Consider the following 22535-nt stretch of genomic DNA (forward strand, 5'->3'; position numbering starts at 1 on the left):
TCGTGGCGAAAGACCGGTCCCGCCGCAGTTGTTTTTCCTCTAAATTCCGGCCGCCGCGGTGCCATGCGACCGTCTCCCGCGATGATCCCGGGAACGTTACGCACGTCGGTCACAAACGCGCGCTCCGTCACAAATATCGATGCAAGACCCGTTCCGCTCGGCCAGCGGCGGATCAATCGTTTCGGCGAACTATTTCTTTTCCATCACGCATTGCAGCGGATGCTGATGCTTGCGCGCGAAATCCATCACCTGCGTCACCTTGGTCTCGGCGATCTCGTAGGTGAACACGCCGCACTCACCGATGCCGTGATGGTGGACATGCAGCATGATCTTGGTCGCGGCCTCGGCATCCTTCTGGAAGAACCGCTCCAGCACGTGAACGACGAACTCCATCGGCGTGTAGTCGTCGTTGAGGATCAGCACGCGATACAGGTTCGGACGTTTGGTCTTCGGCTTGACCTTGGTGATGACCGAAGTCGACGGGCCTCCCGGCCCTCCGCTACGGTTGTCGTCGTTGCTCAGCTTTGGAGCAGATGCCGCTGACGACGGAACGGCTATGGGTCTGGATCGCAACATGGGCTCAAACGTTCGAATTCCCGTGGAACACCGGAGAGCAATGATTCCGCGAATCAGCCTCAGCTCCATCGCGGAACTTGCAGCAATGCTTTCCAGATTGCCGCTCCGGTCCCCCGACCCAGCGGCTGGGTCGGCCAACCGAATATGGGGCCATCGGCCGGCCGCCGCAAGCGCAGACGCCCGCTGCGCATCCGGCGCCCGGGCCGCGAGAATCCCGAGGCGGCAATCGGTGCAAGGTTAATCATTTCTGGCTGATTTGACAAAGGAGCAGGCCATCCGGTTTAGCCGACATTGAGGATAACCTCGGCTTTTGCCTCGCTTTTCATCCCGTGCAGGGCCCCTGCCCGGGTTTCGGCAGCCGGATTCACCCTCTGTTTAGCGGCTCGCGTCGATATGGCGTACCACCCCATTTCGACGAGAGCGCCATGCTTGGTTCAGCCATTTTCAATCGCCTGCGCCGCACTGCCCGCCGGTTTTCCGCGGCGAAGGACGGCAATATCGCGGTGATCTTCGCCGTCGCGGCCGTCCCGCTGATCAGCTTCATGGGCGTCGCGATCGACTATTCCCGCGCCAACAGCGCCCGCTCGTCGATGCAGGCAGCGCTGGATTCGACCGCGCTGATGGTTGCCAAGGACCTCACCATGGGCACCATCACCACCGCCGACATCAACACCAAGGCGCAGGCCTACTTCGCCGCGCTCTACACCAACCCCGATGCCAAATCGGTTTCGGTCACCGCCACCTACACCGCGGCCAGCGGCTCCAACGCCGCGACCATCCTGGTCAACGGCTCCGGCACCGTGACCACCGACTTCCTGAAGATTGCGGGCTATCCGAGCGTCAATTTCAACACCAGCTCGACCTCGACCTGGGGCATCAACCGGATGCGGGTCGCGATGGCGCTCGACAACACCGGATCGATGGCCGACAACGGCAAGATCGCGGCGCTTCGAACCGCAGCCTCGAACCTGGTCGATCAGCTCAGCGGGCTCGCCAAGAATCCCGGCGACGTCTACATCTCGGTCACGCCCTTCGCCAAGGACGTCAACGTCGGCTCCAGCAATTACCAGGCAACGTGGATCGACTGGACCGATTGGAATGCGGCGAACGGATCATGCAGCAGCGGCAGCTGGTACTACACCAGCCAGTCATCCTGCACGGCGGCCGGCAACACCTGGACGCACAACAACCACAACACCTGGACCGGCTGCGTGACCGACCGCACCCAGCCCTACGACACCCAGAGCACCGCGCCCGTCATCACCAATGTCGCGACGCTGTTCCCTGCCGAGGAGTACAACGAGAATAACGAACTGTACTGCAAGCCGGGCAACAATCCTCCGCTGCAGCAGGTCATGCCGCTGAGCTACGACTGGACCGGCATCAAGACCATGATCAACGCGATGCAGCCGACCGGCGGCACCAACCAGCCGATCGGGCTCGCCTGGGCGTGGCAGTCGCTGCAATCGACCGCGCCGCTGAACGCGCCGGCCGAAGACACCAACTATACCTACACCAGGGCAATCATCCTGCTGTCCGACGGTCTCAACACCGAGGACCGCTGGCCGGCCTACGGCAACGGCAACACCCAGTATGGCGGCCAGATCGACGCCCGCCAGAAGATCCTGTGCGACAACATCAAGGCCGTGATCGATCCCAAGACCGGCAGCCCGGCCTACACGATCTACACCATCCAGGTGAACACCGGCTCGCCCGGCGATCCCACCTCGAGCGTGCTGCAATACTGCGCGAGCACCAAGGACAAGTTCTTCCTGGTCACCTCGGCCAACCAGGTCGTGTCGGTGTTCAACACCATCGGCACCCAGCTCACCAAGCTGCGCGTCTCCAAGTAAGGCGCTACGCGTAAGGCGCCAAGTCGCGCGCACGAAAAAAGCCCGGCCAATCGGCCGGGCTTTTGATTCTTGCAGAGTGCGTAGCGGCGATCAGTGCGAGGTGGTCGCCGGCGCGAACTTCGCGACCAGGCCCTCGTAGGGCTTGAAGGTCTGCTTGGCGCAGTCGCCGTAGAGGCCGGCGATCTTCTGCGTCTCGGCAACGAAGGTCTCGTAGGCGGCGCGCAGGTACTCGTTCTGCACCTCGAGCGCCTTGTCCAGCGACTTCACGCCCGACAGCTTCTCGACATACGACTTGGTGTCCTCGAACGACTTCTTGGCGTAGTCGCCGTAGGCGGCCGCGATCGCCTGCACACCGCTCTGCAGGTTGCTGGCGGAGGCCTGGACCGATTCCAGATGGTCCTTGCCGTAGTTCTGAATGTCTTCAACTTTGATCATGGAGGAGTTCCTTTTCCCAGACTTGAAAAAACGCATTCCCATTGCCGGGAAGCTCCCGGCCCCCTGACGCGATAAGAATACCGCATCGCACAATAGAGTCAACAAATATTGTGCATCGCACAATTCTCTGGCCCGAATCCGGGGCCTTTGCCATAAACCCCGGGGGACTACGCAACGGTTGCTTAATCTTTTGGAAACTCGGGCCGCCTAACCTGATTCCCGGACTTTTGTTCGCCTTCCGACAGGCAGCCTGAAAGCTGTTTGTGAACAACACCTTAGCTAGAAGAGCGACCTGCACGGCCATAACGGCCGTCGGCGCAAGCCGAAATCGGTTTGTTGCGCAGGCAAGGATCGAGGTCCGTCGGGCACAATTTCGCCTCACGGGCCAGTGATCTAGATAGAAATTGGGACGGGGAAGTAGATGCTTCGTACAACCTTGGCTTCCTCGCGGGCGTTGCGAGTTGGCGTTCTCGGACTCGTCACCCTCTCGACGGCGATCCTGATCAGTGACAGCGCCGAGGCGCGCCGTTACCGGCACCGTCACTATGTGCGCCATCATCACAGCGAGGAGTCGCGCGAAAGCGACAGCCCGAAATTCGCGTCGATCATCGTCGACGGCAATTCCGGCGCGGTGCTGACCGCCACCAGCCCCGACGGCCTGCGCCACCCGGCCTCGCTGACCAAGATGATGACGCTCTATTTGCTGTTCGAGCGTCTCGATGCCGGCAAGATCAGGCTCGACACCGAGATGCCGGTCTCCGAGCACGCCGCCGATCAGGACCCGACCAAGCTCAATTTGCGTGCCGGCCAGACCATCAGGGTCGAAGACGCCATCAAGGGCCTCATCACCCGGTCTGCCAATGACGCTGCCGTGGTGATCGCCGAAGCGATCGGCGGCAGCGAAGACGACTTCGCGCGGATGATGACCCGCAAGGCCCACGCGCTCGGCATGAGCCGGACGGTCTATCGCAACGCCAACGGTCTGCCGAACGACGAGCAGGTGACGACGGCGCGCGATCAGTCGATCCTCGGCCGCGCGCTGCAGGATCGCTTCCCGCGCTATTATCGCTACTTCTCGACCACCGCATTCAATTTCCGCGGCCACACCATCACCGGTCACAATCACCTGCTCGGCAGCGTCGAGGGCGTGGACGGCATCAAGACCGGCTACACCCGTTCCTCCGGCTTCAACCTCGTGACCTCGATGCACCGCGGCAACCGCTTCCTGATCGGCGTGGTGCTGGGCGGCCGCAGCGGCGGCTCGCGCGACGCGATCATGCGCAATCTGCTGGCCGAGAACCTCGAGAAGGCCGCGACCACCCGCACCGCCGCCGCGATCACCGAGCGCAACCCAGCGGAAGCGAATGTCGAGGTCGCCGACGATGACGATGCGCCGCGCGGCAGCCAGGCCATGGCCGCCGTCGAGCCGCCACCGGCTCCGATGCCGATCGCGCGCCCGGCCAAGCCCTCGCTGATGGCAGCTGTCGCCGCCGCGCTTCCGGCGCCACCGGCCAAGGTAGAGCCGCAAGCCAAGCCCGAGCCGGCGCCGCTGACCTCGGGTGTGATCCAGACCCAGGCGATTGCCGCGATCCCGGGCTCGGCCGAGCCGATGAAGCCGGTGAAGGTGAAGACGGTGCAGGTCCGCGCCGGCCAGATCAAGCTTGCCGCCGCAGGTCCGGCACAGTCGGCACCCCCGGTCACCAACGCGATCCCGCCGCGCGGCGAAGTGGCTGAAACCTCCAATGCGATGATGGCGCGCGCTGCCGAGACCTCGCGGCCCGAGATGCCGCCGCAGCCGGCGAATTTCGGCACTGGCAACGGCGTCCTCGGCGTGCTGCCGGCCTCGGCGATGCAAACCCCGGCGGCGGCGCAGGCCGTCGCCTCGATCGAACCGGCCCGCAGCCAGGGCGCGACCAGGTCGATGGCGGCAGTCGCCCACACCGGCTGGATCATCCAGGTCGGCGCGCTGGAATCCGAAGGCGAAGCCAAGCAGCGCATCGATCTCGCGCGCAGCTCGGCCCGCGGCCTGCTCAGCAAGGCCGATCCGTTCACCGAGACGGTCGTTTCCAGGGACAAGCGCACGCTGTATCGCGCCCGCTTCGCCGGCCTCGAGCGCGATCAGGCCGAGCAGGTCTGCCGGACGCTGAAGCGCGCCGACATCTCCTGCATCACCGTCCGTAACTGATCCACGGCAACAATCGAGTTCAAAAGGGCCGGCGCCTCAAGCGCCGGCCCTTTTGTTTTACATCGAAAGTCGAACACATCGCGTCCGGCGAAAACCTCTCGTCAAGATTTTACGGTTAAGTTTTCACGAAAGGCGCGCTGACCAACGGCACGACTACAACAGCGAGATCGCGATGCGGGATTTGCATCACGGTCTGCAGGGGCATCGATCAGAGACGGACGCAAGCTCTCGGCTGAGTGGCGTAGGTAGCGTTGCCGGAGTTAGAGATGCGTGCGAAACAGAGTATCCTTGGCCTCGTTGACACGGGCCGCGAGATACGTCGACCCCCCCTGGTCGGGATGGAGTTTCTTCATCAGGGTGCGGTGGGCTCGGGTGACGTCCTCACGCGACGCCCCCGGCTGCAGGCCAAGGATCTGATAGGCCTCCTCCTCAGTCATTTTTCCGGTCGCCGTCGCCCGGCGCTGCCCCCCTGCCCGGTTGCCCTGCGCGTCCTGACGCCAGGCGGGAAACCGGCGGTCCAGATAGCTTTCAAGTAAGGCGACGCTCTCGGCGTCGAAGCTCGGCACCATCGCGAGCAGCTGCGCCAGATCGAACTCGTCGAGCATGTGGCCGGCCTGCGGTCCGTCGACGATCCGGCCCTTGAGCACGCCGCTGCTGTGGTCGAGGCTCATATCGAGATAGTGCGAGCGCACCCGCGAGCTCTGTCCCGCCGTTCGCTGCGCGCCGCCACCGAACAGGCCGCCGAAATTCGGCAGGCCCGTCGTCCCGAACGGCGACCAGCCGAGCAGTCCGGCGCCGAAGATGCCGAGCGGAATCGCGACCGCGAGCTCGCCCCTGATGCCGGTGAAGGCTGCGACCGCCAGCGCCAGCACCCCGCCCACGATCTTGATCGCGCGCGCCAGCACGGCCGGATTGGCCGCACGAAACATCTGCAGCGCGGAGTAAAGGACGACAACGGCGATGACGCCGGCAATCAGGGTTGGCATCGGCGGAATATAGAGCGTTTTCGCACGAAGTGGATACCGGCGTCTATTTCATCTGGCCGATCAGCTTGGCCGCGCCGCTGGTCGATTTGGCGAGCTGCAGCAGCGCATCGCGGCCGCCGGCGGCATAGGCTGCCGCAGCGCGCAGCAATTCCCTGAGCTGGCCGGCTGCGCCGGGATCGAACCTGCACCAGGCGCCGCCGGTCAGCCGCGCGATCTCGCGAAACGCCTGCTCGGCCGCGGCGTCCTCGCCCTCCTGGAACATGAAGACGGGCACCTTGAGCAGGCCCAGCTCTCCGGCCTTCGCGCACAGCTCGTCGACATGCTCCTCCATGGCGTCGCCGACGAAGACCAGCGCACGCACGCCGGCCGCGACCGCCTCGCGGCGCGTCTCGGCCAGCACCTTGCCGATCTGCGTGTTGCCGCCGCGGCAATCGATCTTGCTCATCAGTTTCGCGAGCTGGCCGCTGTCGGAAATCCAGCCGCTCGCGCGGCACTCGTCGAAGCCGCGATAATAGACCAGGCGGATGTCGAGGCTGCCGAGCGCCGCCGCCTCGCGGAACATGTCCGCCTGCAGCGTGCAGGCCAGATCCCAGGTCGGTTGCCGGCTCATGGTGGCGTCGAGCGCGAACACCAGCCGGCCGCGCGCGCCGGCGCGATGCGGCGACATCGCGTGGGCCTGTGCGACAAAGGCCGCGATGTCGTCGGCAGTCGAGGTCCGAGCCTCCGGCAGGGCGCCGGGTTTGCGCACCTCGGATCCGGATTTGGGTTTGGTTGGCTCGCCGACCATCGCTTCGCGCCTTCTCAAGCGAGATCTATGTGGGCCGGCAGATCGGATTGGTCAATGCAGGGCGCCGCGTGCAACGCGGCGGCGACCGAGGTCAGTTGGTGGCCTCGGACGGATCCTTCTCGGTCTTCTTCAGCGGCAGCACCGCCTTCTTGACCTTCTCGACCAGCGTCTGCGGCTTGTCGGCCTTCTCGACCGGCACGTAGAGCGACACCGGGCCCGGCTCCAGGATCTTCGGCGGCGCATTCCGCGTGTCGACCGGCGCGACGTCGCTGTCGGTGTCGGCGAGGAATTTGTCGAGCATGGCCTCGATCGAGGTCTTGGCCTGATCCGGGCCGGTGTCGCGCATGTCGTTGTGCTGGAAATTGGTGTTCACGACGGTGATGCCGGCCTTCTCGCACTCGTCGGCATCCGGCACGACGCCGGGATCGGGCTTGAACTGCGAGTCATGCGAACGGAACGACAGAATCTTGAACTTGCCGTCGGTCATGAACGGCACGCGCAGATTGTCGAGCGTCACCACCTTCTTGATCTCGTCCGGATACTGCTTGGCGAAATACATCGCGATGTCGCCGCCATTGGAATGGCCGACCATGGTCAGCTTGCTGTAGTCCGCGTTGGGCTGGACCTTCTTCATCTGCTCGACGGCGAATTTGATGTTGGTGATGCCGCGCTGATACTGCGGCAGCCGGCCGACATAGAGCTCGCCGACCTTAGTCACCATCGGGCCGTCCTGCGGCAGATCGTTCTGGATGCTGATTGCCAGATAGCCGCGCGCGGCGAACACGTTCGCGAGGAAGGAATATTCGGTGAATTTCACGGTATTACCGTGATTGAGGATCGCCACCGGCAGCGTGATCATGCCGGCGTTGGCCTGCATTTCCTTGTCGAAGCGCACGGCGACGTCGACCGCGACCGGCCGCTCGTCGCGGGTCGGATCCTTGAACATGATGGTTTCATGACGGATCGCCCACTTACTCGCGGTGAAGTAGGCCGCTGTGACCACCACGGACAGCGAAAGCAGAACGGCAATTCCACGCTTCATGACGTCCTCAAGGCGCCCGCCTCTTGGGGCTATTTTTACCGGAGGCTCTGCGGCCTCCTTTCTAAGATATATGTCACAGTGCCGTGACAGGAAGTCCAAATGTTGGGGTTTCGACGCCCTAACGTTGTGCGGTGCACCTATCCTTTGTGCACTTGCACAGGCGACCCGCGACGGCTCGTACCATCTCCACCCTAAGACGTGCGCTCCAAAGGTTCCGTTCGAGCCTTGCGTAGGAGTTTAGGGAAAACCGGATCGCGGCAGCTTTGTTCCGGCTTTTTGGCCGCGATGTGGCCGAAAGCCCCGGAAAACCACGGAACTCAGGTGATTTCGGTGTAAATAATCAGCTTCAACCCCGGATCGTCGTTGGCCTGGAAGCTGGCGTGCTCGAAGCTGAGCCGACCGCGCTTGGGGTGGCTCAGCACCTTTCGGCCGGCAACGCTGGTCCCGATGTCATGGGTCCCCCACCATTCCTCGAATTCCGGGCAGCCGGCGCGGAGCCGCGCCAACAGGTCGAGGAAGGCGGGATCGCCGGCCCAGAGGTCGTGGGTACGGCGGAATTGCGCCACCATCCGGCGCGCCTCCTTGGCCCAGCCGGCGCCAAACAGCCGGCGAGTCGCGGGATTGGTGAGCACGTGAACCAGCGTGTTGCGCTCGCCCTCCGGCAGCCGGCCGAAGGCGAAGATCTCCTCGGCGGCGGCATTCCAGGCCAGCACGTCCCAGCGCCGCCCCGTGACGTAAGCCGGCTGGTTGAGGCTCTCGACCGCACGGCGGATCGCAGGCGGCACGGTCTCGGGCACGAACGGCTTGCGGTCGCTGTCCTTCGCGAGCGCCCGCAGATGCGCGTGCTCGGCCTTGCCGAGCCGCAGCGCCCGCGCCAGCGCGTCGATCGTGGTGGTTGACGGGCTGACCGAGCGGCCCTGCTCGAGCCGGATGTACCAGTCGACCCCGATGCCGGCGAGCTCGGCGACCTCCTCGCGGCGCAGGCCGGGCGTGCGGCGCCGCCGTCCCACGGGAACGCCGACGAGCTTCGGCGTCAGCTTCTGCCGCCGCGAGCGCAGGAAGTCACCAAGCTCGCTCTGCCGGGACGTGGCCATCACCAAGAGACTCCTGAGGGGGTCCAATAATCCTAGGATAATACCAGGTCTTGTTGGCGGCTACCAGCCTGCGATCATGCCCGGACCTAAACCTCAAGGATCGGTTCGGATGAAAGCAGCAGTCTTGAAATCATTTGGTTCGGCGCTGGCCATCGAGGAGATCGCCGCGCCGGTCATCGGCACCGGCGAGGTCATCGTCGACGTGGTCGCAACGCGCGTGCTGTCCTATGCCAACGAGGTCTTCAGCGGCGCGCGCAACTATCTGCTCGAGCTGCCCGCCGTTCCCGGCCCCGGCGGTGTCGGGCGGGTGCGCGCAATCGGGCCCGACGCGACGCATCTCGCGGTCGGCGATTGGGTCTATTGCGATCCGACCTTTCGCGCGCGCGACGACAGCATCTCGCCCGACATCACGCTGCAGGGCTGGAGCGCGCGCGGCGAAGGCGGCCTCAAGCTGCAGCGATATTTCCGCCACGGCTCGTTTGCCGAGCAGACGCTGCTGCCGACCGAGAACGTCAAGCGGATCGGCAGCATCGACGCGGCCGATGCGCCGCGATGGTGCGCGCTCGGCACCTGCCTCGTGCCCTATGGCGGCTTCCTGGCGGCGCGGCTGCAGCCGGGCGAGACCGTGCTGGTCTCCGGCGCGACCGGCAATTTCGGCAGCGCCGCGGTTGCCGTCGCGCTCGCGATGGGCGCCGCTTGCGTGATCGCGCCCGGCCGTAACGAGAAGGTGCTGGCGGATCTGGTCCGCCGCTTTGGGCCGCGCGTGCGCACCGTGCGGCTCAGCGGCAACGAAGCCGACGATCGTGAGCGCATGCGGCGCACTGCGCCCGGCCCGATCGACTGCGTCATCGACCTGATGCCGCCGGAGGTCTCGACCACGACGGTGCGCGCCGCCATCATGACGGTGCGCCCCTACGGTCGTGTCGTGCTGATGGGCGGCGTCGGCATGCTGGGCGGACCGGGGCTCGACCTGCCCTATCCCTGGATCATGCGCGAATGCGTCAGCATTCACGGCGTCTGGATGTATCCGCCGGAGGCGACCTTCGGCCTCGTCAACCTCGCCCGCGCCGGCCTGTTGCCACTCGATCAGTTCGAGCTGGCGACGTTCGACCTCGACCACGCCAACGAGGCCGTCACCCACGCCGCCGCCAATAGCGGACCGTTCAAGATGACGGTGCTGACGCCATAGACGTCGGCTCCCTGGGCGACGTGAAAGTCGCCTCGCGGCCTATGCTTTCGTGCATTCCTTGGCAATTGCCGAGATGGAATTGCCCGATTTGCGAACGACGCTGGTGAGCTGCTCATTCGATAGTTTGAGACGTCGGCGCAGAACCTTGACCTGCACCTTGTCGCTCAAATCCAGCGCGTTGCGGAAATAGGCGGGCTTGCGCTTGCTGATCATGTTGCACTCGCGGTGAGGAGCCAGGGTTCGAACGTGGCCGGCAGGCGCTACAACGCCCTGGTCGCGATGGTGACGGGTCCCGCTCCTCGCGCAGATTTTGTCGCCGCAAACGAAACATGCTGGATCGGCCAACGTTCCAATCGCACTTGAAATTCCGCCTGGCTGCAAAATGGGAGCTGCCGGCCTCCGGTTCGAGAGCAGATACCGCTACCGAACGGGATGCGATTGCGGACTGCCGACGCTCTGACTGGTGGCGTCGAACGCGATCCGGCCCCTTCCGGAACCTTCGGCTTTTTGACGATTTGAGTCGTCCGAACCAAAGGTGTTACGGTCGACGGGCGCAGGCGAGTTGGGACAAACTGAATGGACGTGATCGAGCGAAACAATGTCCGGGTTCATGGCTCGGGCGACAGGGCGATGATGTTCGCCCATGGTTTCGGCTGCGATCAGAACATGTGGCGGTTCGTGGCTCCGGCGTTCGAGGACGACTACCGGACCGTCCTGTTCGACCAGGTCGGGGCCGGCGGATCTGATCTCCTGTCCTACGACAAGGCAAAATATTCGACGCTCGGCGGCTACGCCGACGATGTCGTCGAAATCGGCCGCAAACTCGGATTGCAGGATGCGGTCTTCGTCGGCCATTCGGTCAGCGCGATGATCGGTGCGCTGGCGGTGCCGAAGGCGCCCGGCATGTTCGGCAAGCTCGTGATGATCGGGCCGTCAGCCAGGTACATCGACGACGGCGACTATGTCGGCGGCTTCGGCGCCAGCCAGATCGAGGAGCTTCTGCAGTTTCTGGAAGCCAATCACATGGGCTGGTCTGCGCAGATGGCGCCGGCGATCATGGGCAACGCGGATCGCCCCGAGCTCGGCGAAGAACTGACCAACAGCTTCTGCCGGACCGATCCTGCGATCGCCAAGGCCTTTGCCCGTGTCACCTTCATGTCCGACAACCGCGCGGACCTGCCGGGCGTCGACGTTCCGACGCTCATTCTCCAGTGCAGCGAGGACGTCATCGCGCCACAGGCGGCAGGCGAGTTCGTCCACGGCAGCATTCCCAAGAGCCGCTTCGTCGTTCTCGAGGCCACCGGCCATTGCCCGAACCTCAGCGCGCCCGACGAGGTGATTGCGGCCATGCGAACCTTCGTCTGACCCGCCGGTGTCCGACTCCCGGATCGATGATTTCGAGGATATGTTCGAGAACGCGCCCTGCGGCTACGTGGTGCTGCTGACGAACGGACGCGTCGAGCGTGTCAATCGAACCATGCTCGGTTGGACCGGACATACGGCCGATCAGATGGTCGGCAATCGGTTCAGCGACTTCCTCAACATCGCCGGACGCATCTTCTACGAAACCCACATCGCGCCGCTGCTGCGGATGCAGGGCTACTTCAACGAGTTCGCCGTTGACGTCGTCGGTGCGGACGGCAAGCCGGTGCAGATGATCGCCAACGCCCACGAGGGACGGGACGCAGCGGGGAAGCCGCTGTTCGTGCGTCTGGCGTTGATCAAGGCCACGGACCGGCGGCGCTACGAAAACCAGCTGCTTCAGGCGCGCGACGAGGCGACCGTCAGCCTCGCGGACGAACGGGCGACTTCCAAGCTGCGGGAGCAGTTTATCGCGGTGCTCGGCCACGACCTGCGCAACCCTCTCGCCTCGATCAGTGCCGGCGCCCGCATTCTCGGACGGGACGCCAAGACCGACAGGGAGCATCAAGTCGTGGCGATGCTCCAAAGCACCGTCGTACGCATGGCCGGCCTGATCGACAACGTCCTCGATTTCGCGCGCGGTCGGTTGGGAGGCGGCATTACCCTCAACCGCGATGCCAGAGCGCCGCTGGAGCCGGTGCTGCACCAGGTCATCGACGAGCTACGCTTGTCGTCCCCCGGGCGGGACATCATCGAACTTTATGCCATCGACGCCCCGGTGAATTGCGACAGGTCTCGCATCGGACAATTGGTCTCGAACCTCGTCGGCAACGCCGTGACGCACGGCGCGTCCAACCAGCCGATACGCGTTCAGGCAGCGACGGACGCAGGATCGTTCAGACTGACTGTTACCAATGGCGGCGATCCGATCCCCCAAGACGCGATGGCCAAACTCTTCGAGCCGTTCTTCCGGGGAGAAGTTCGCGCCAGCCGCCAGGGGCTTGGCCTGGGCCTGCACATAGCCTCGCAAATCGCGAAAGCCCACGACGGCGCGCTTACCGTCAGCTCGACCGCAAACGAAACGTGCTTCAGCTTCGTCATGCCGCTTCGGTAAGTCGGAACTGAGATCTTCCAGCCGCATGCGCGATCACAGGCTGGATCTGGACCTCGCTGATCGTCAATCAATTCGGTCGTCATCTCCCTTTCCCGGTTGGGACGCGTGGCCGGCCAGCGCAAGGCGGCGGAATTCGGTGGGCGTCACGTCGGTGGCCGCCTTGAAGGCCCGATTGAACGGGCCGAGCGACTGGAAGCCGGCATCCATGGCGATGGTCAGCACCGGCACCTGCTTTTGCCCGGGATCGGCCAGGGCCGCCTTGGCTTCATCGATCCGGTAGTGATTGAGGAAGGCATTGAAGTTGCGGTACCCGAGCCCCTCATTGATCAGCTGCCGCAGCCGGTAGTCCTGAACGCCCAGTTCGGCGGACAGCGCGCCGATGGTCAGTCCTTCACGCCGATAGGCGCGCTCCACGGTCATCAACCGCTGCAACCGGCGCAACAAGTCGGGATCGATCGCGGACGGCTTGTCCTGCCGCTCGGGCGGCGCAGCGTCGATATCTCCCTGGAGACCGCCGGTCGTTGGGAGAAGGCCGGATCGTGGTTGCGTTCTCGCTGCCTGAAGCAGGCTCCATGCACTGAGGCTCAACAGCAGCCACACCGCGAACGCATTGGCGATACTCCAAATGGAGGAATCGGAAACCGAGGCGGGCAAAAGCTTGTGGAGAAAGGCAGCAATGCTATAGGCCGATGCGCCGAGCAGGACGACGGCGCGCAACCGCCGCCGTCCGGCCACCAGGTCCGCCCGCCACGTCGCGAGCGTCTGTGCCGCAGCCAGGACAGTGAGGCCAAGATAGACAAACGACAGCGGTCGATCGAGACCGCCCCTGAGCCCCGCGCGTGTCGGCCAGACGTCAAACAATTGCGTGCCGGCAACGGCGACCAGCAAGGTGCCGTGCCAGGGCCGCAGCATGAAATCGTCATCGAAGGTCGCGCGCGCCCAGAGCCAGAACACGACCGCCCCGCCGCTGGACAAGGCCAGCACGATCAGGGCCCAATATGGCCATGGCCGCGGAAATCCCGGCGCCTCGGAGATCGCCGAGGCCGCGACACTGATGAGCAGCGCGGCACTCAGGCGCGCCGCCGTGTCACGGCGGTCGCGCAGCAGCACGCCTGCGATCAGCAACGACAACGCGACGGCGGCGCCGCGAAACCCCAGATCGATCGCCGCGCTGCTACTCACGATCGGGACGCTCCATCCGACAAATATGAAGCTTCGGGCTTACAGGGCAAGGCTTATAGGGCAAGGCTTACAGGGGAAGACTTCAGCGCATCAAGGGCCGCCCTACACGGCCGCGATTTCCAGTCTCTGTGGGATCGCCGAAACATGCGCCCAACTGCCGACGATCTCGTGAACTTGGCCATTCGGCGATGTTTGACCTTACCATTAGCCCATGCTAATCATTAGCTATGACTAATTATAATTTCACAAACCGGTCTGGCGACCGAGCGGCAGGACCCGCCGGCATGGCTGCCTGAGTGATGGCTAAAGACAATGTGCAACTAGCTGCCCTGGGCGATCCTACCCGCAGGCGGATATTCGAGCTGGTGGGGGCGCGGCCTCGCACCGTCGTCGAGATCACGCGAGAACTGACGGTCTCTCAATCGGCCGTCTCACAGCATCTCAAGGTGCTGCGTGAATCTCGCCTGGTTCGTGCCGAGCCGAAGGGTGCGAGCAACGTTTATCACATCGATCCGGCAGGGCTTGGCCAGATGCGCGCCTGGCTCGACCGGTTCTGGAGCAGCACACTGGCAGCCTACAAAGTGGCGGTCGAAAAACCACGCGAGGGAGAGCAATGAACACACGTGTATCGCCTGCGCCGATCAAACAGTCCATCGTGGTCGAGGCGCCCATCGAGCGCGCATTCAAGGTCTTCACCGAAGACTTCGGCAGCTTCAAGCCGCGCGAGCACAATCTGCTTGCCGTCCCGATCGCGGAGACCGTGTTCGAGGCTCGGGTGGGCGGGCACATCTATGATCGGGGTATCGACGGCAGCGAATGCCGCTGGGCGCGCGTGCTGGCCTTTGAGCCGCCCCATCGGCTGCTCCTAAGCTGGGACATCAGCCCGCGCTGGCAAATCGAGACCAATCCCGACAAGACCAGTGAATGGGAGGTGCGGTTCATCGCCGAGACGCCAAGCCGGACTCGGTTGGAGCTGGAGCACCGCCACCTCGAACGGCATGGCGAGGGCTGGGAAGCCGAACGCGCAGCCGTCGAGAGCGATCAGGGCTGGCCGCTCTATCTCCGGCGGTTTGCCGAACTCATCGCCCGCGAGGCCTGACGCTCGCTTGTCCGTTGCGCCGTGATGATCAATTGCCGAGGCTAGTATGGCTGCTTACTCGTTTAGCATCGTAGGAGTGCTCATCCTCTGCCTCCTGTCGATCGTGCTCGCGGTTCATTCGGGATCGTCCAAAGGCAGGGCGGGAGCACTCTCCGGACCTGTCCTGCCGGCGGATGACGACAACCTGCTCTACCGCATCGATCGCGTTCATATGAACACGGTCGAAGCGCTAACACCTTTCGTCGTCCCGGCTCTACTGGCGATGATGGTGGGGGTACGGCCGATCACGCTTGCCGCGCTCGTATGGATCTACGTCGCGATCCGCCTGATCCACGTTGCGGTCTACCTGCGCGGCGGCAACGCTGCCAAAGGCGGCAGCGTCAGAACAATTCTCTATGTTGCAGGGGCACTCGTCACCGTCGTTCTCATTGCGACGACCACTGTGGCTGCCATCGGCTAAGTCATCTCGGTCATCCCGGGGGGCTCGCACGCAAGTCACCTTCCAGGATTGCCCGGTCCTGCAATCGCAACGCGCGCGCGACCCGTGATTCTGCGGATGTCACAATTCCCCGGCACCAGGAAGAAAGTTCCCGGTGCTTTGTCGAGCTACGTCCTCTTAACCATCTAAATCGCTGACGTCGTTGGAATTGGGGCCTGGTACGCAAGTTGCTCAACCGACCGATGCGGATTGTGCCGCTGTATTCGGAAAGAGCATTTCATGAACGACAATATCGAAATCAATTCCCGCCTGCGTTGGCTCGAAGATCTGCTGATCGAACTCGCGTCATTTCTCGCCTTGGGCACGTTTTTGACGACGGTCGCATTATGGGCGTCCATCGCGACCCAGCGCGTATGACGTCGGTGATGGGCGGCGCCGACGTTGCGGCGCCCGCCTCGCATTGCCGACTCGAGATTGCGCGATTACGACTGCGGTGACGGTGCACCCAATTGACGTCAGTCAGATGCACCGTCACCGCAATTCCCGGGCTATCGGCTGCAGTGGCGGATGAACGTGACGTTCCTTGCGTACAGATACGTGTAAGGGTCCACCTGGTCGAGCGCGTGGTGCTTCATCACCCAGTCGCGTACCTCGGGCGCATAGGCCGACATCATCAACTGGGTCTGGCCGGGGTAGATGCTGCGGTCGCTGTGATGTGCGGCGTGAAACATGAAGTAGCCACTCGGGGTGATGCAGATCTTGTTGAGCGGAACGGTCCCCAGCACCGTCGTGCAAGCCGACTTGCAGCGACCGTCGATCACCACGCGATCATACTCCGCATTGACCTGCGTGTACTTGTAAATGTGCGCGCCGACGTTGCCGCCGGGATCGTGAAGATAAAACACCTTCTCGGCATAGGCGGCGCTGGCCGTGACCAGCGTGAAGACCGCGATGCTGACCACGGTGAGTATCCGGTGCATGGCATTCCCCCTCGTCAATCCTACAGGATGTCGTGAAGCTCCAGCGGCTTGTCGACCTGGCTGAACCATTCGGCGCGGTTGGCGGCGCGGCGGCGGCCGCGCTCGTCGAGCGGCAGCTTGAGCTGGCGCAACAGGTTCATCACCTCCTCGCGTGCGGTGACATGGCCCATGCTCGGGCGGGTGCCGAGCGTCAGTTCGTCGATGTCGTCGAGCGCGGTCAGCCCGCGCGGAAAGAACTCGCGATAGACCACGCGTTCCGCGAAACCATCGACCGAGCGGAACCCGAGCCGCAGCGACAATTGCTTGAGCCCGTCGGCGACGAGCTGCTTGTTGCGCGAGCCGAGCATCGACAGCCGGTTGCGGACCACGATCCAGTCGGTCGAGGAGCCGTCGAGCTGGCGTCGCTTGCGCCTGGTGTCACGCACCATCTCCGCGTAATGGCTCTCGCCGGTCACCGCATAGGTGGCGGGATCGACGGTGCCGAGCACGTCGAAATCGAGGAAGCTGTCGTTGATCGGCGTCACCAGCGTATCGGCCATCGAGTGCGCCAGCCGCATCAAATAGCTGTCGGAGCCCGGCGTATCGATGACGATGAAATCAAACTCGCGCTCCACCCGGCTCACCGCTTCCATGAACTGCTGGAACTCGGCGTTCTCATTGTCCTCGATCTGCATCGTCTCGCCGTATTTGATGCAGGTGTGGACGGGGAGTTCGAGGTCGAGCCCCGAGCGCCGCGCCCAGGCCCGGCGGTTGTCGATGTAGCGGGTGAAGCTTTGCTGGCGGCAGTCGAGATCGATGCTGGCGACGCGCTGCCCGGCCTTCAACAGCGCAACGGCGACATGCAGGGCGGTGGTCGATTTTCCCGAACCGCCCTTCTCGTTCCCGAGCACGACGACGTGCGCGGAGCCGGATTGACCCTGACTGGCCTGCACTAACATCACTCGACCCCCGGCAATATCTTCAAATCGGGCACGGCTGCGGTCAAGTGAAATGCATCACTGCACGTCGAAATCAATTGCTGCCGCCCTTAATGATGAATCGATCACATGAAACTGCCGCAACGACGGGCAGCGCACGCCCCCATGCTGTGGCGACACCGGTTTGCCGGCATCGCTTCGCTGTTGGTAAACTGCGTCCGCCTGCCCACATCCCCCATTCGGGCGATGCCCCCACACACGATCAAGACCAAGAGACCGAGAGCCAATGCCGAGCAATCCCACAGTCGTCCGCACCGTCCCTGCCCTGCGTCGGGCCCTCGATGCGCTTCGCGCCCGGAAAGCGACCGTCGCGCTGGTCCCAACCATGGGGGCCCTGCATGACGGCCATGTGTCGCTGGTTCGCCAGGCCAGGCGGCGCGCCAAGCGCGTCGTGGTCTCGATCTTCGTCAATCCGACGCAGTTCGCGCCGACCGAGGATTTTGGCTCCTATCCGCGCACCTGGAAGGAGGACATCGCCAAGCTCGCCGCCGAAGATGTCGACCTGGTCTGGCACCCCGAGGTGAAGGCGATGTACCCGAATGGCTTCGCGACGCGGATCGTACCGGAAGGACCGGCCACCGCCGGGCTCGAGGATCGCTTCCGGCCGCATTTCTTCGGCGGCGTCGCGACCGTGGTCGGCAAGCTGTTCACCCAAGTCCGGCCCGACGTCGCGATCTTCGGCGAGAAGGATTTTCAGCAGCTCCGTGTCGTGACCCAGATGGCCGCGGACCTCGACCTCGGCGTCAAGGTGATCGGCTCCAAGACGGTGCGGGAGCGCGATGGGCTCGCGATGTCCTCGCGCAACGTCTATCTCTCGCCCGACGAGCGGCGCACGGCGCCTGTGCTGCACCAGGCGATGAAGGACGTGGCCGCGCGCCTGCGCGCCGGCGAGGCCGCTGGAACCGCGGTGGCCGCCGGCGCCGCCGCGATCTCGGCGGCCGGCTTCGTGCTCGACTATCTCGAGGTCCGCCATGCCGCGACCTTGGCGCCGATCGGCTCGCTGAAGGAGGGCCCGATGCGGATGCTGGTGGCGGCCAGGCTCGGCGCGACGCGGCTGATCGACAACATCGCGGTCTAGGTCCTCTTGCACCGGCCGCTCCGCGCGAGGATGATCACGCCTTTCAAAAGGCAATCAGATGACCCGATTTTTCAGGCAAAGCATTGTCCTTGGTATCGCACTGTTGGCCGCCGGCGCGGCACAGGCCCAAAACCAGGGCCGGCCGCCGATCGGCGGCTTCGGCTCACCGAACGGCGCGATGATCTTCTATGTCGCGCACGGCGCGGCGGACGCCTGCGGCCCCGGCTGTTCGGACTGGATCGCGGCCGAAGGCGCGGTGCAATGGGACAGCTACAAGCGGCTGCTGGCGATCCTCGACCGGCAGAACGGCCACAAGCTCCCGGTTGTGATCAACATCAAGGGCCAATCCAACCTCAACGTCGCCACCAGCATGGGCCGCATCCTGCGCGACCGCGGCATCGATGCGAGCGTCGGCGCGACCGAGGTCGACGCCTGCAACGACAAGTCAGAGGCCGACTGCTTTGCGCTCAAGCGGCCCGGCGGCCCACTCGATGCCAAGGAGAAGGCCGCCGACATCATCTGCGATTTCGCCTGCGTGCTGATGCTCTCGGGCGGCGTGCATCGCAGCCTGCCGCCGGGCAGCCGCGTGGTGCTGACCGGCATGACGATCCAGAACCGGCTCGCGCCCAACGTCTCGGCCGAGCAGCGCGAGAGCCTCACCTCGATCTTCACCGACCAGTTCCGGCGCTATCTCGGCGACATGGGCATCGACCACGAAATGCTCGATGTCGCCGTCAAGAACGCCGGCGGCGGCCGCTATGTCGAGGTCCCGGCGTCGCAATGGGAGCGGCTGCACATCGTGACGCCGCGCTGACCTACAGCAGGCCCAGATCGCGCAATTCCCGGCGCATCGGTTCAGGCATCGAGGCCACGCTGGCTGCGCTCGATCTGGTGAGGTCAGCGGGCGCCGAATCCGCGGTCAGATAACGCCAGCCCTGGAACGGCCGCATCGGTCGCGGCGAGACCGCGATCACCTTAGGCTGCATCACGAGGCGGCAGCGGCCGATGCCGTCCTTGTCGCGGAACGGCTCGATGGCGACGATCTTCTCGCGCGCGGCGATCTCGCCCTTGATCACCCAATACAGCGAGCCGCCGGCGAGCAGCTCCTCCTCGCGCTTGGGCGTCATTCGGGTGATATGGACGTGACGGAGTGGCAGGCCCTTTTTCTTCGCGGTCGCCATCCGTTCGGCAACCCAGCCCTTGAGGTCCTTGACGGACTCGCAACCGACGGCAAGCTTGATGAGATGGAGCGGCATGCGCCGGATTTAGCGGCCGGCGTGCGCTTTGGAAAGGGAGCGATATCCACGGGCGGTGGATATCGGGATCAGCGCTCACAACCGCGCGATGGCTGTTTACACGGACACGCTATTGGTCGTCGGTGCCAGCAGCGGGCGCGCTGGCGGCAGGCGGCGCAGCCGGCGGCGGCGCGATCTGCACCGGACGCTTGGCCGGCGGACGCTTGGCGGCCGCAACCGTCGGCGCGGGTGCACGCGCGGCCGGCGCCGGCGGCGGCGCGGCACCGGCCTGCGGTCTGGCCGGCTCAGGCGACATGATGCTCACCGGCGGCGTCGAATTCGCGCTCGGGAACTCGGCATTGGTCGGCCGGCCCGTCGGCATCGACGGCGGCAGCGCCGCGACCAGGCCCGCGGCGGCCGACGGCTGGGCGGCAGGCGCATTCCAGGCCGTCGCGTAGCGGGTGATCAGGTTCTCATAGGTCCGGTCGTTCATGTTGGCGATCACCTGATGGTTGTCGCCAAGCGAGCGGAACGCGGGGCACGCCGTCGGCGTGCAATGGTCGCGCGCCATCAGGACGTAGGCCATCAGGCCGTAGCGATCATGCTCGATGGCGCGGCGCAGCGACTGCAGCTCGGTGGTCGGATTGCGCTCGGCGGCCGCGATATCGCCGACAGCGGTCAGGCGCGAGATCTGGTTGGCCGCATAGCTCACCGCCGCCGCGGTGGAATCGGCCGAGCCGAACAGCACCTTCTCGCAGGCATTGAGCACGGCCTCGCCGGCCAGATCGTCGACGCAGGCGAGCGCCGGCAGCACCTGGTCGGTGGCCTGCGCGGTGCGCGTCTCGCTGGGCGCCGTCTGCCCGGCCGGTGTGAAGCCGCGGATCGTCGCCGCGACCGCAACTGCGATGGACAGCAGCGTGATGACCGTCAGCGCGCCGTTGGCGACGGATTTTTCCGCGCGCAGCAGCGTGACCAGCACGACGATGCCAAAGAACCCCGCCGCGGCCAGCGTCAGCCACATCGGAAAGGTCGGCGAGCGCCAGATCTGATCCAGCGAAGAAGTCCAAGCCCAGTTCATGCGCGATGTCCCTCAACGCAAGCGTAAGCACAATCGGCGGTGGGCGAATGCCGCCATCCGGCATCCAACCATCAGCACGCCACCGCAAGCGCAATGGGTCGTCCGCGAACAGGGCCTTTTGACGGCGGCGCGATTGCCGGCAGCGGGATTGTCGGCGCCGGGATCGGAACCGCCCGGCCGCCGGCTGCGCGCCGATTCCGTCAGGACAGCACGAGCTGGCTCTCCTTGGCTACCCGTTCGAACGCTTCGGTCGTGCTCTTGATGCGGTACTGACAGTCATCGCCATCGGTCGGCAGCAGGCGGACCACCTGGTAGGTGCCGCTGGCGGCGGGACGCGCCACGTTGCTCGCCGTGAAATAGACCGTCTCTCCAACGGAGTACTTATGCTTCAACGCCCTCTCCATTTTTTCAGAGATCGCCGGCGGAGCCCACATTGTCCCCGTGTGCTGGCCGGCGTTTTGAGAACCCTGCGGCAAGCTAGCACATCGCCACGTCCAAAATCCAGCAGGATCGGGACATGGCGGCGTGCAGTTTTTGCAGGTTTTTCAGGGCGATAAGCGTTAATCTGGGGGCCGGGCAGCAATCGCCGGCCACACCGGGCGCGGGAACAGGTTCCCGGCGGTTCGCTCAGGCCGTGTGCGGCAGCTTGCCGTCCGGACTCGCATTGTCGACCGCGGTCGGGAGCTGCTGGGCGAGCACCTGCGAAAGCTGGTCGATCGGAATATTGTACCGTGCCGCCAGCTGCTTGACCGTGTCGCTGCCGAGCACCTCCTGCAGCTGCTGGGCCGTGATCGGCAGGTTCTGGCCGTTGCCGAGCCAGGATTTGACCTGCGTGCCGAAGCCGGCCTGCTCGAGCTTGGCGACGATCGCCGACAAGCCGCCCTGCCCGCCATTGCCGAGCACTTCGCCCAGCACCGCGGGAAGCACCGCCGCGCCGAGCTGGCCGAGCATCCCCTTCAGCTCAGGCGAGTTTTCCAAGGAGTCGAGAATGCCCATGATCGAACCTTCCATTGCCATTGCAAAGACTGGTTCCGGATTCAGACGCCTTTGCCGGCTTGGCGTCAAGCCGCCATCTTTGTGAGGCCCGTCACAATTCGGAAGCGAAAGCTCAGACGTGCTCGAATCGGTCGATCAGCAGCGCCTCGGCGAGGCCATCGCGGGTCCACTGCTGGAACGCCGGCAGCGCCAGCATCGCATCGTAATAGTGCCGCGCCGCGCCCTCGACCGAGATCGCATAGGTGCGGAAGCGATGCACCACCGGCGCATACATCGCGTCCGCCCCGGAGAAGGCGCCGAACAGGAACGGCCCCTGCTTGCCGTAGCGGGCGTGGCAATCGGCCCAGATCTCCTGGACCCGCGCGACATTGGCCCGCGCATCGTCCGACAGCGCCACCGCGCGGATCGGCCGGTGCAGGTTCATGCCGCATTCGTTGCGCAGCGCCACGAAGCCGGAATGCATCTCCGCCGAGATCGCGCGGGCGTGGGCGCGCGCGGCGCGATCGGCCGGCCACAGTTTTGCGTCGGGGAATCGTTCGGCGAGATATTCGATGATCGCAAGCGAATCCCACACCGTGACGTCGCCGTCGATCAAGGTCGGCACCTTGCCGGCCTTGCTGAAGGACAGGATGCGGTCCTTGTCGGCCTGATCGGTGTACAGCGGAATGAAGATCTCCTCGAACGGGATCTCGTTGGCGCGCAGCGCGAGCCACGGCCGCATCGACCATGACGAATAGTTCTTGTTGCCGATCACGAGCTTGAGCATGGCGGAGAATCCTGTTGCGGGACGCATTTTGCCATAGTGCATTGCACGCGTTCAACCTGTAGATCAAACCGGATGCCGCGCC

26 protein-coding genes are annotated in these 22535 nt (G+C 64.6%); 11 read left to right on the plus strand and 15 right to left on the minus strand.

Translation table 11 applies throughout. The features are described 5' to 3' along the window. Positions 1-189 precede the first annotated feature (189 nt). A complete protein-coding gene (gene clpS / locus IC762_RS21140; protein ID WP_195790221.1) occupies positions 190-522 on the minus strand; it encodes an ATP-dependent Clp protease adapter ClpS in 333 nt (110 codons plus the stop codon). Between the two features lie 479 nt (positions 523-1001). On the opposite strand from clpS, the gene IC762_RS21145 reads away from it, so the two are divergent. Beyond that, entirely contained in the window at positions 1002-2429 is a 1428-nt protein-coding gene (locus IC762_RS21145; RefSeq protein ID WP_195784174.1) for a TadE/TadG family type IV pilus assembly protein, read from the plus strand. Between the two features lie 90 nt (positions 2430-2519). Here IC762_RS21145 and IC762_RS21150 read toward each other — a convergent pair whose 3' ends face one another. After that, entirely contained in the window at positions 2520-2864 is a 345-nt protein-coding gene (locus IC762_RS21150; RefSeq protein ID WP_195784175.1) for a phasin family protein, read from the minus strand. A 421-nt stretch (positions 2865-3285) separates the two neighbouring features. On the opposite strand from IC762_RS21150, the gene IC762_RS21155 reads away from it, so the two are divergent. After that, a complete protein-coding gene (locus tag IC762_RS21155) occupies positions 3286-5049 on the plus strand; it encodes a serine hydrolase (protein ID WP_195784176.1) in 1764 nt (587 codons plus the stop codon). Between the two features lie 260 nt (positions 5050-5309). On the opposite strand, the gene IC762_RS21160 is transcribed toward IC762_RS21155, so the two are convergent. From IC762_RS21160 to IC762_RS21175, 4 genes are all read right to left on the minus strand, one after another. Beyond that, a complete protein-coding gene (locus tag IC762_RS21160) occupies positions 5310-6035 on the minus strand; it encodes a DnaJ domain-containing protein (protein WP_195784177.1) in 726 nt (241 codons plus the stop codon). Positions 6036-6078: 43 nt separating this feature from the next. After that, a complete protein-coding gene (locus IC762_RS21165) occupies positions 6079-6822 on the minus strand; it encodes a VWA domain-containing protein (protein ID WP_195784178.1) in 744 nt (247 codons plus the stop codon). 91 nt (positions 6823-6913) lie between these two features. Further along, positions 6914-7864, minus strand: a complete 951-nt coding sequence (locus tag IC762_RS21170; RefSeq protein ID WP_246801129.1) for an alpha/beta hydrolase family protein — start codon at positions 7862-7864, stop codon at positions 6914-6916. Between the two features lie 317 nt (positions 7865-8181). Continuing rightward, positions 8182-8958 (minus strand): helix-turn-helix transcriptional regulator, encoded by a 777-nt coding sequence (locus tag IC762_RS21175; protein ID WP_195790223.1) that lies wholly within the window; start codon positions 8956-8958, stop codon positions 8182-8184. A gap of 109 nt (positions 8959-9067) precedes the next feature. On the opposite strand from IC762_RS21175, the gene IC762_RS21180 reads away from it, so the two are divergent. Continuing rightward, a complete protein-coding gene (locus IC762_RS21180; RefSeq protein WP_195784179.1) occupies positions 9068-10147 on the plus strand; it encodes a zinc-binding dehydrogenase in 1080 nt (359 codons plus the stop codon). A gap of 39 nt (positions 10148-10186) precedes the next feature. On the opposite strand, the gene IC762_RS21185 is transcribed toward IC762_RS21180, so the two are convergent. Beyond that, positions 10187-10360 carry a DUF3606 domain-containing protein gene (locus IC762_RS21185; protein WP_195784180.1) on the minus strand — a complete coding sequence of 58 codons (174 nt, stop codon included), beginning with the start codon at positions 10358-10360 and terminating at the stop codon, positions 10187-10189. A 363-nt stretch (positions 10361-10723) separates the two neighbouring features. Here IC762_RS21185 and IC762_RS21190 point away from each other — a divergent pair, with 363 nt between their 5' ends. Continuing rightward, on the plus strand, positions 10724-11512 hold the full coding sequence (locus tag IC762_RS21190) for an alpha/beta fold hydrolase (protein WP_195784181.1): 789 nt from the start codon (positions 10724-10726) through the stop codon (positions 11510-11512). A 40-nt stretch (positions 11513-11552) separates the two neighbouring features. Continuing rightward, complete coding sequence (locus IC762_RS21195) at positions 11553-12623, plus strand: PAS domain-containing sensor histidine kinase (protein ID WP_195790224.1); 1071 nt, start codon at positions 11553-11555, stop codon at positions 12621-12623. A gap of 63 nt (positions 12624-12686) precedes the next feature. Here the strand turns inward: IC762_RS21195 and IC762_RS21200 are convergent, their stop codons facing one another. Beyond that, on the minus strand, positions 12687-13805 hold the full coding sequence (locus tag IC762_RS21200) for an AraC family transcriptional regulator (protein WP_246801132.1): 1119 nt from the start codon (positions 13803-13805) through the stop codon (positions 12687-12689). A 299-nt stretch (positions 13806-14104) separates the two neighbouring features. Between IC762_RS21200 and IC762_RS21205 the strand changes: the two genes are divergently transcribed. From IC762_RS21205 to IC762_RS21220, 4 genes are all read left to right on the plus strand, one after another. Further along, positions 14105-14422 (plus strand): ArsR/SmtB family transcription factor, encoded by a 318-nt coding sequence (locus IC762_RS21205; protein WP_195784182.1) that lies wholly within the window; start codon positions 14105-14107, stop codon positions 14420-14422. Next, entirely contained in the window at positions 14419-14904 is a 486-nt protein-coding gene (locus IC762_RS21210; protein WP_195784183.1) for an SRPBCC family protein, read from the plus strand. The genes IC762_RS21205 and IC762_RS21210 overlap by 4 nt, the downstream gene beginning before the upstream one ends. 46 nt (positions 14905-14950) lie before the next feature. Continuing rightward, positions 14951-15364 (plus strand): MAPEG family protein, encoded by a 414-nt coding sequence (locus IC762_RS21215; RefSeq protein ID WP_195784184.1) that lies wholly within the window; start codon positions 14951-14953, stop codon positions 15362-15364. Positions 15365-15622: 258 nt separating this feature from the next. Continuing rightward, positions 15623-15760 carry a hypothetical protein gene (locus IC762_RS21220; protein ID WP_195784185.1) on the plus strand — a complete coding sequence of 46 codons (138 nt, stop codon included), beginning with the start codon at positions 15623-15625 and terminating at the stop codon, positions 15758-15760. Positions 15761-15891: 131 nt separating this feature from the next. Here the strand turns inward: IC762_RS21220 and IC762_RS21225 are convergent, their stop codons facing one another. Together IC762_RS21225 and IC762_RS21230 are read right to left on the minus strand one after the other, a co-directional pair. Continuing rightward, entirely contained in the window at positions 15892-16323 is a 432-nt protein-coding gene (locus IC762_RS21225) for a hypothetical protein (RefSeq protein WP_195784186.1), read from the minus strand. Positions 16324-16343: 20 nt separating this feature from the next. Continuing rightward, positions 16344-17261, minus strand: a complete 918-nt coding sequence (locus IC762_RS21230; protein WP_195784187.1) for a division plane positioning ATPase MipZ — start codon at positions 17259-17261, stop codon at positions 16344-16346. 265 nt (positions 17262-17526) lie between these two features. Here IC762_RS21230 and panC point away from each other — a divergent pair, with 265 nt between their 5' ends. Then, positions 17527-18378, plus strand: coding sequence for a pantoate--beta-alanine ligase (gene panC / locus IC762_RS21235; RefSeq protein ID WP_195784188.1), 852 nt, complete (start codon positions 17527-17529; stop codon positions 18376-18378). Positions 18379-18436: 58 nt separating this feature from the next. Further along, positions 18437-19192, plus strand: coding sequence for a hypothetical protein (locus IC762_RS21240; protein WP_195784189.1), 756 nt, complete (start codon positions 18437-18439; stop codon positions 19190-19192). A 1-nt stretch (position 19193) separates the two neighbouring features. Here the strand turns inward: IC762_RS21240 and IC762_RS21245 are convergent, their stop codons facing one another. The 5 genes from IC762_RS21245 to IC762_RS21265 all read right to left on the minus strand — a co-directional run bounded on the left by IC762_RS21245 (position 19194) and on the right by IC762_RS21265 (position 22453). Next, positions 19194-19634, minus strand: coding sequence for a DUF1489 family protein (locus IC762_RS21245; RefSeq protein WP_195784190.1), 441 nt, complete (start codon positions 19632-19634; stop codon positions 19194-19196). 109 nt (positions 19635-19743) lie between these two features. Beyond that, entirely contained in the window at positions 19744-20691 is a 948-nt protein-coding gene (locus IC762_RS21250; protein ID WP_195784191.1) for a hypothetical protein, read from the minus strand. A 200-nt stretch (positions 20692-20891) separates the two neighbouring features. Continuing rightward, entirely contained in the window at positions 20892-21095 is a 204-nt protein-coding gene (locus IC762_RS21255; protein ID WP_195784192.1) for a hypothetical protein, read from the minus strand. A 223-nt stretch (positions 21096-21318) separates the two neighbouring features. Next, positions 21319-21687 carry a YidB family protein gene (locus tag IC762_RS21260; protein WP_210338385.1) on the minus strand — a complete coding sequence of 123 codons (369 nt, stop codon included), beginning with the start codon at positions 21685-21687 and terminating at the stop codon, positions 21319-21321. A 112-nt stretch (positions 21688-21799) separates the two neighbouring features. Beyond that, positions 21800-22453, minus strand: a complete 654-nt coding sequence (locus tag IC762_RS21265; RefSeq protein ID WP_195784193.1) for a glutathione S-transferase family protein — start codon at positions 22451-22453, stop codon at positions 21800-21802. Positions 22454-22535 lie beyond the last annotated feature (82 nt).

The sequence above is a fragment of the Bradyrhizobium genosp. L genome, assembly GCF_015624485.1.
Classification (GTDB): domain Bacteria; phylum Pseudomonadota; class Alphaproteobacteria; order Rhizobiales; family Xanthobacteraceae; genus Bradyrhizobium.

Bases quoted from the DNA above. Each gene is read 5' to 3' on its own strand.
- IC762_RS21145 (WP_195784174.1), top strand. From the start codon at position 1,002: ATGCTTGGTTCAGCCATTTTCAATCGCCTGCGCCGCACTGCCCGCCGG.
- IC762_RS21150 (WP_195784175.1), bottom strand. From the start codon at position 2,864: ATGATCAAAGTTGAAGACATTCAGAACTACGGCAAGGACCATCTGGAA.
- IC762_RS21155 (WP_195784176.1), top strand. From the start codon at position 3,286: ATGCTTCGTACAACCTTGGCTTCCTCGCGGGCGTTGCGAGTTGGCGTT.
- IC762_RS21160 (WP_195784177.1), bottom strand. From the start codon at position 6,035: ATGCCAACCCTGATTGCCGGCGTCATCGCCGTTGTCGTCCTTTACTCC.
- IC762_RS21165 (WP_195784178.1), bottom strand. From the start codon at position 6,822: ATGGTCGGCGAGCCAACCAAACCCAAATCCGGATCCGAGGTGCGCAAA.
- IC762_RS21170 (WP_246801129.1), bottom strand. From the start codon at position 7,864: ATGAAGCGTGGAATTGCCGTTCTGCTTTCGCTGTCCGTGGTGGTCACA.
- IC762_RS21175 (WP_195790223.1), bottom strand. From the start codon at position 8,958: ATGGCCACGTCCCGGCAGAGCGAGCTTGGTGACTTCCTGCGCTCGCGG.
- IC762_RS21180 (WP_195784179.1), top strand. From the start codon at position 9,068: ATGAAAGCAGCAGTCTTGAAATCATTTGGTTCGGCGCTGGCCATCGAG.
- IC762_RS21185 (WP_195784180.1), bottom strand. From the start codon at position 10,360: ATGATCAGCAAGCGCAAGCCCGCCTATTTCCGCAACGCGCTGGATTTG.
- IC762_RS21190 (WP_195784181.1), top strand. From the start codon at position 10,724: ATGGACGTGATCGAGCGAAACAATGTCCGGGTTCATGGCTCGGGCGAC.
- IC762_RS21195 (WP_195790224.1), top strand. From the start codon at position 11,553: ATGTTCGAGAACGCGCCCTGCGGCTACGTGGTGCTGCTGACGAACGGA.
- IC762_RS21205 (WP_195784182.1), top strand. From the start codon at position 14,105: ATGGCTAAAGACAATGTGCAACTAGCTGCCCTGGGCGATCCTACCCGC.
- IC762_RS21210 (WP_195784183.1), top strand. From the start codon at position 14,419: ATGAACACACGTGTATCGCCTGCGCCGATCAAACAGTCCATCGTGGTC.
- IC762_RS21215 (WP_195784184.1), top strand. From the start codon at position 14,951: ATGGCTGCTTACTCGTTTAGCATCGTAGGAGTGCTCATCCTCTGCCTC.
- IC762_RS21220 (WP_195784185.1), top strand. From the start codon at position 15,623: ATGAACGACAATATCGAAATCAATTCCCGCCTGCGTTGGCTCGAAGAT.
- IC762_RS21225 (WP_195784186.1), bottom strand. From the start codon at position 16,323: ATGCACCGGATACTCACCGTGGTCAGCATCGCGGTCTTCACGCTGGTC.
- IC762_RS21230 (WP_195784187.1), bottom strand. From the start codon at position 17,261: ATGTTAGTGCAGGCCAGTCAGGGTCAATCCGGCTCCGCGCACGTCGTC.
- panC (WP_195784188.1), top strand. From the start codon at position 17,527: ATGCCGAGCAATCCCACAGTCGTCCGCACCGTCCCTGCCCTGCGTCGG.
- IC762_RS21240 (WP_195784189.1), top strand. From the start codon at position 18,437: ATGACCCGATTTTTCAGGCAAAGCATTGTCCTTGGTATCGCACTGTTG.
- IC762_RS21245 (WP_195784190.1), bottom strand. From the start codon at position 19,634: ATGCCGCTCCATCTCATCAAGCTTGCCGTCGGTTGCGAGTCCGTCAAG.
- IC762_RS21250 (WP_195784191.1), bottom strand. From the start codon at position 20,691: ATGAACTGGGCTTGGACTTCTTCGCTGGATCAGATCTGGCGCTCGCCG.
- IC762_RS21255 (WP_195784192.1), bottom strand. From the start codon at position 21,095: ATGGAGAGGGCGTTGAAGCATAAGTACTCCGTTGGAGAGACGGTCTAT.
- IC762_RS21260 (WP_210338385.1), bottom strand. From the start codon at position 21,687: ATGGGCATTCTCGACTCCTTGGAAAACTCGCCTGAGCTGAAGGGGATG.
- IC762_RS21265 (WP_195784193.1), bottom strand. From the start codon at position 22,453: ATGCTCAAGCTCGTGATCGGCAACAAGAACTATTCGTCATGGTCGATG.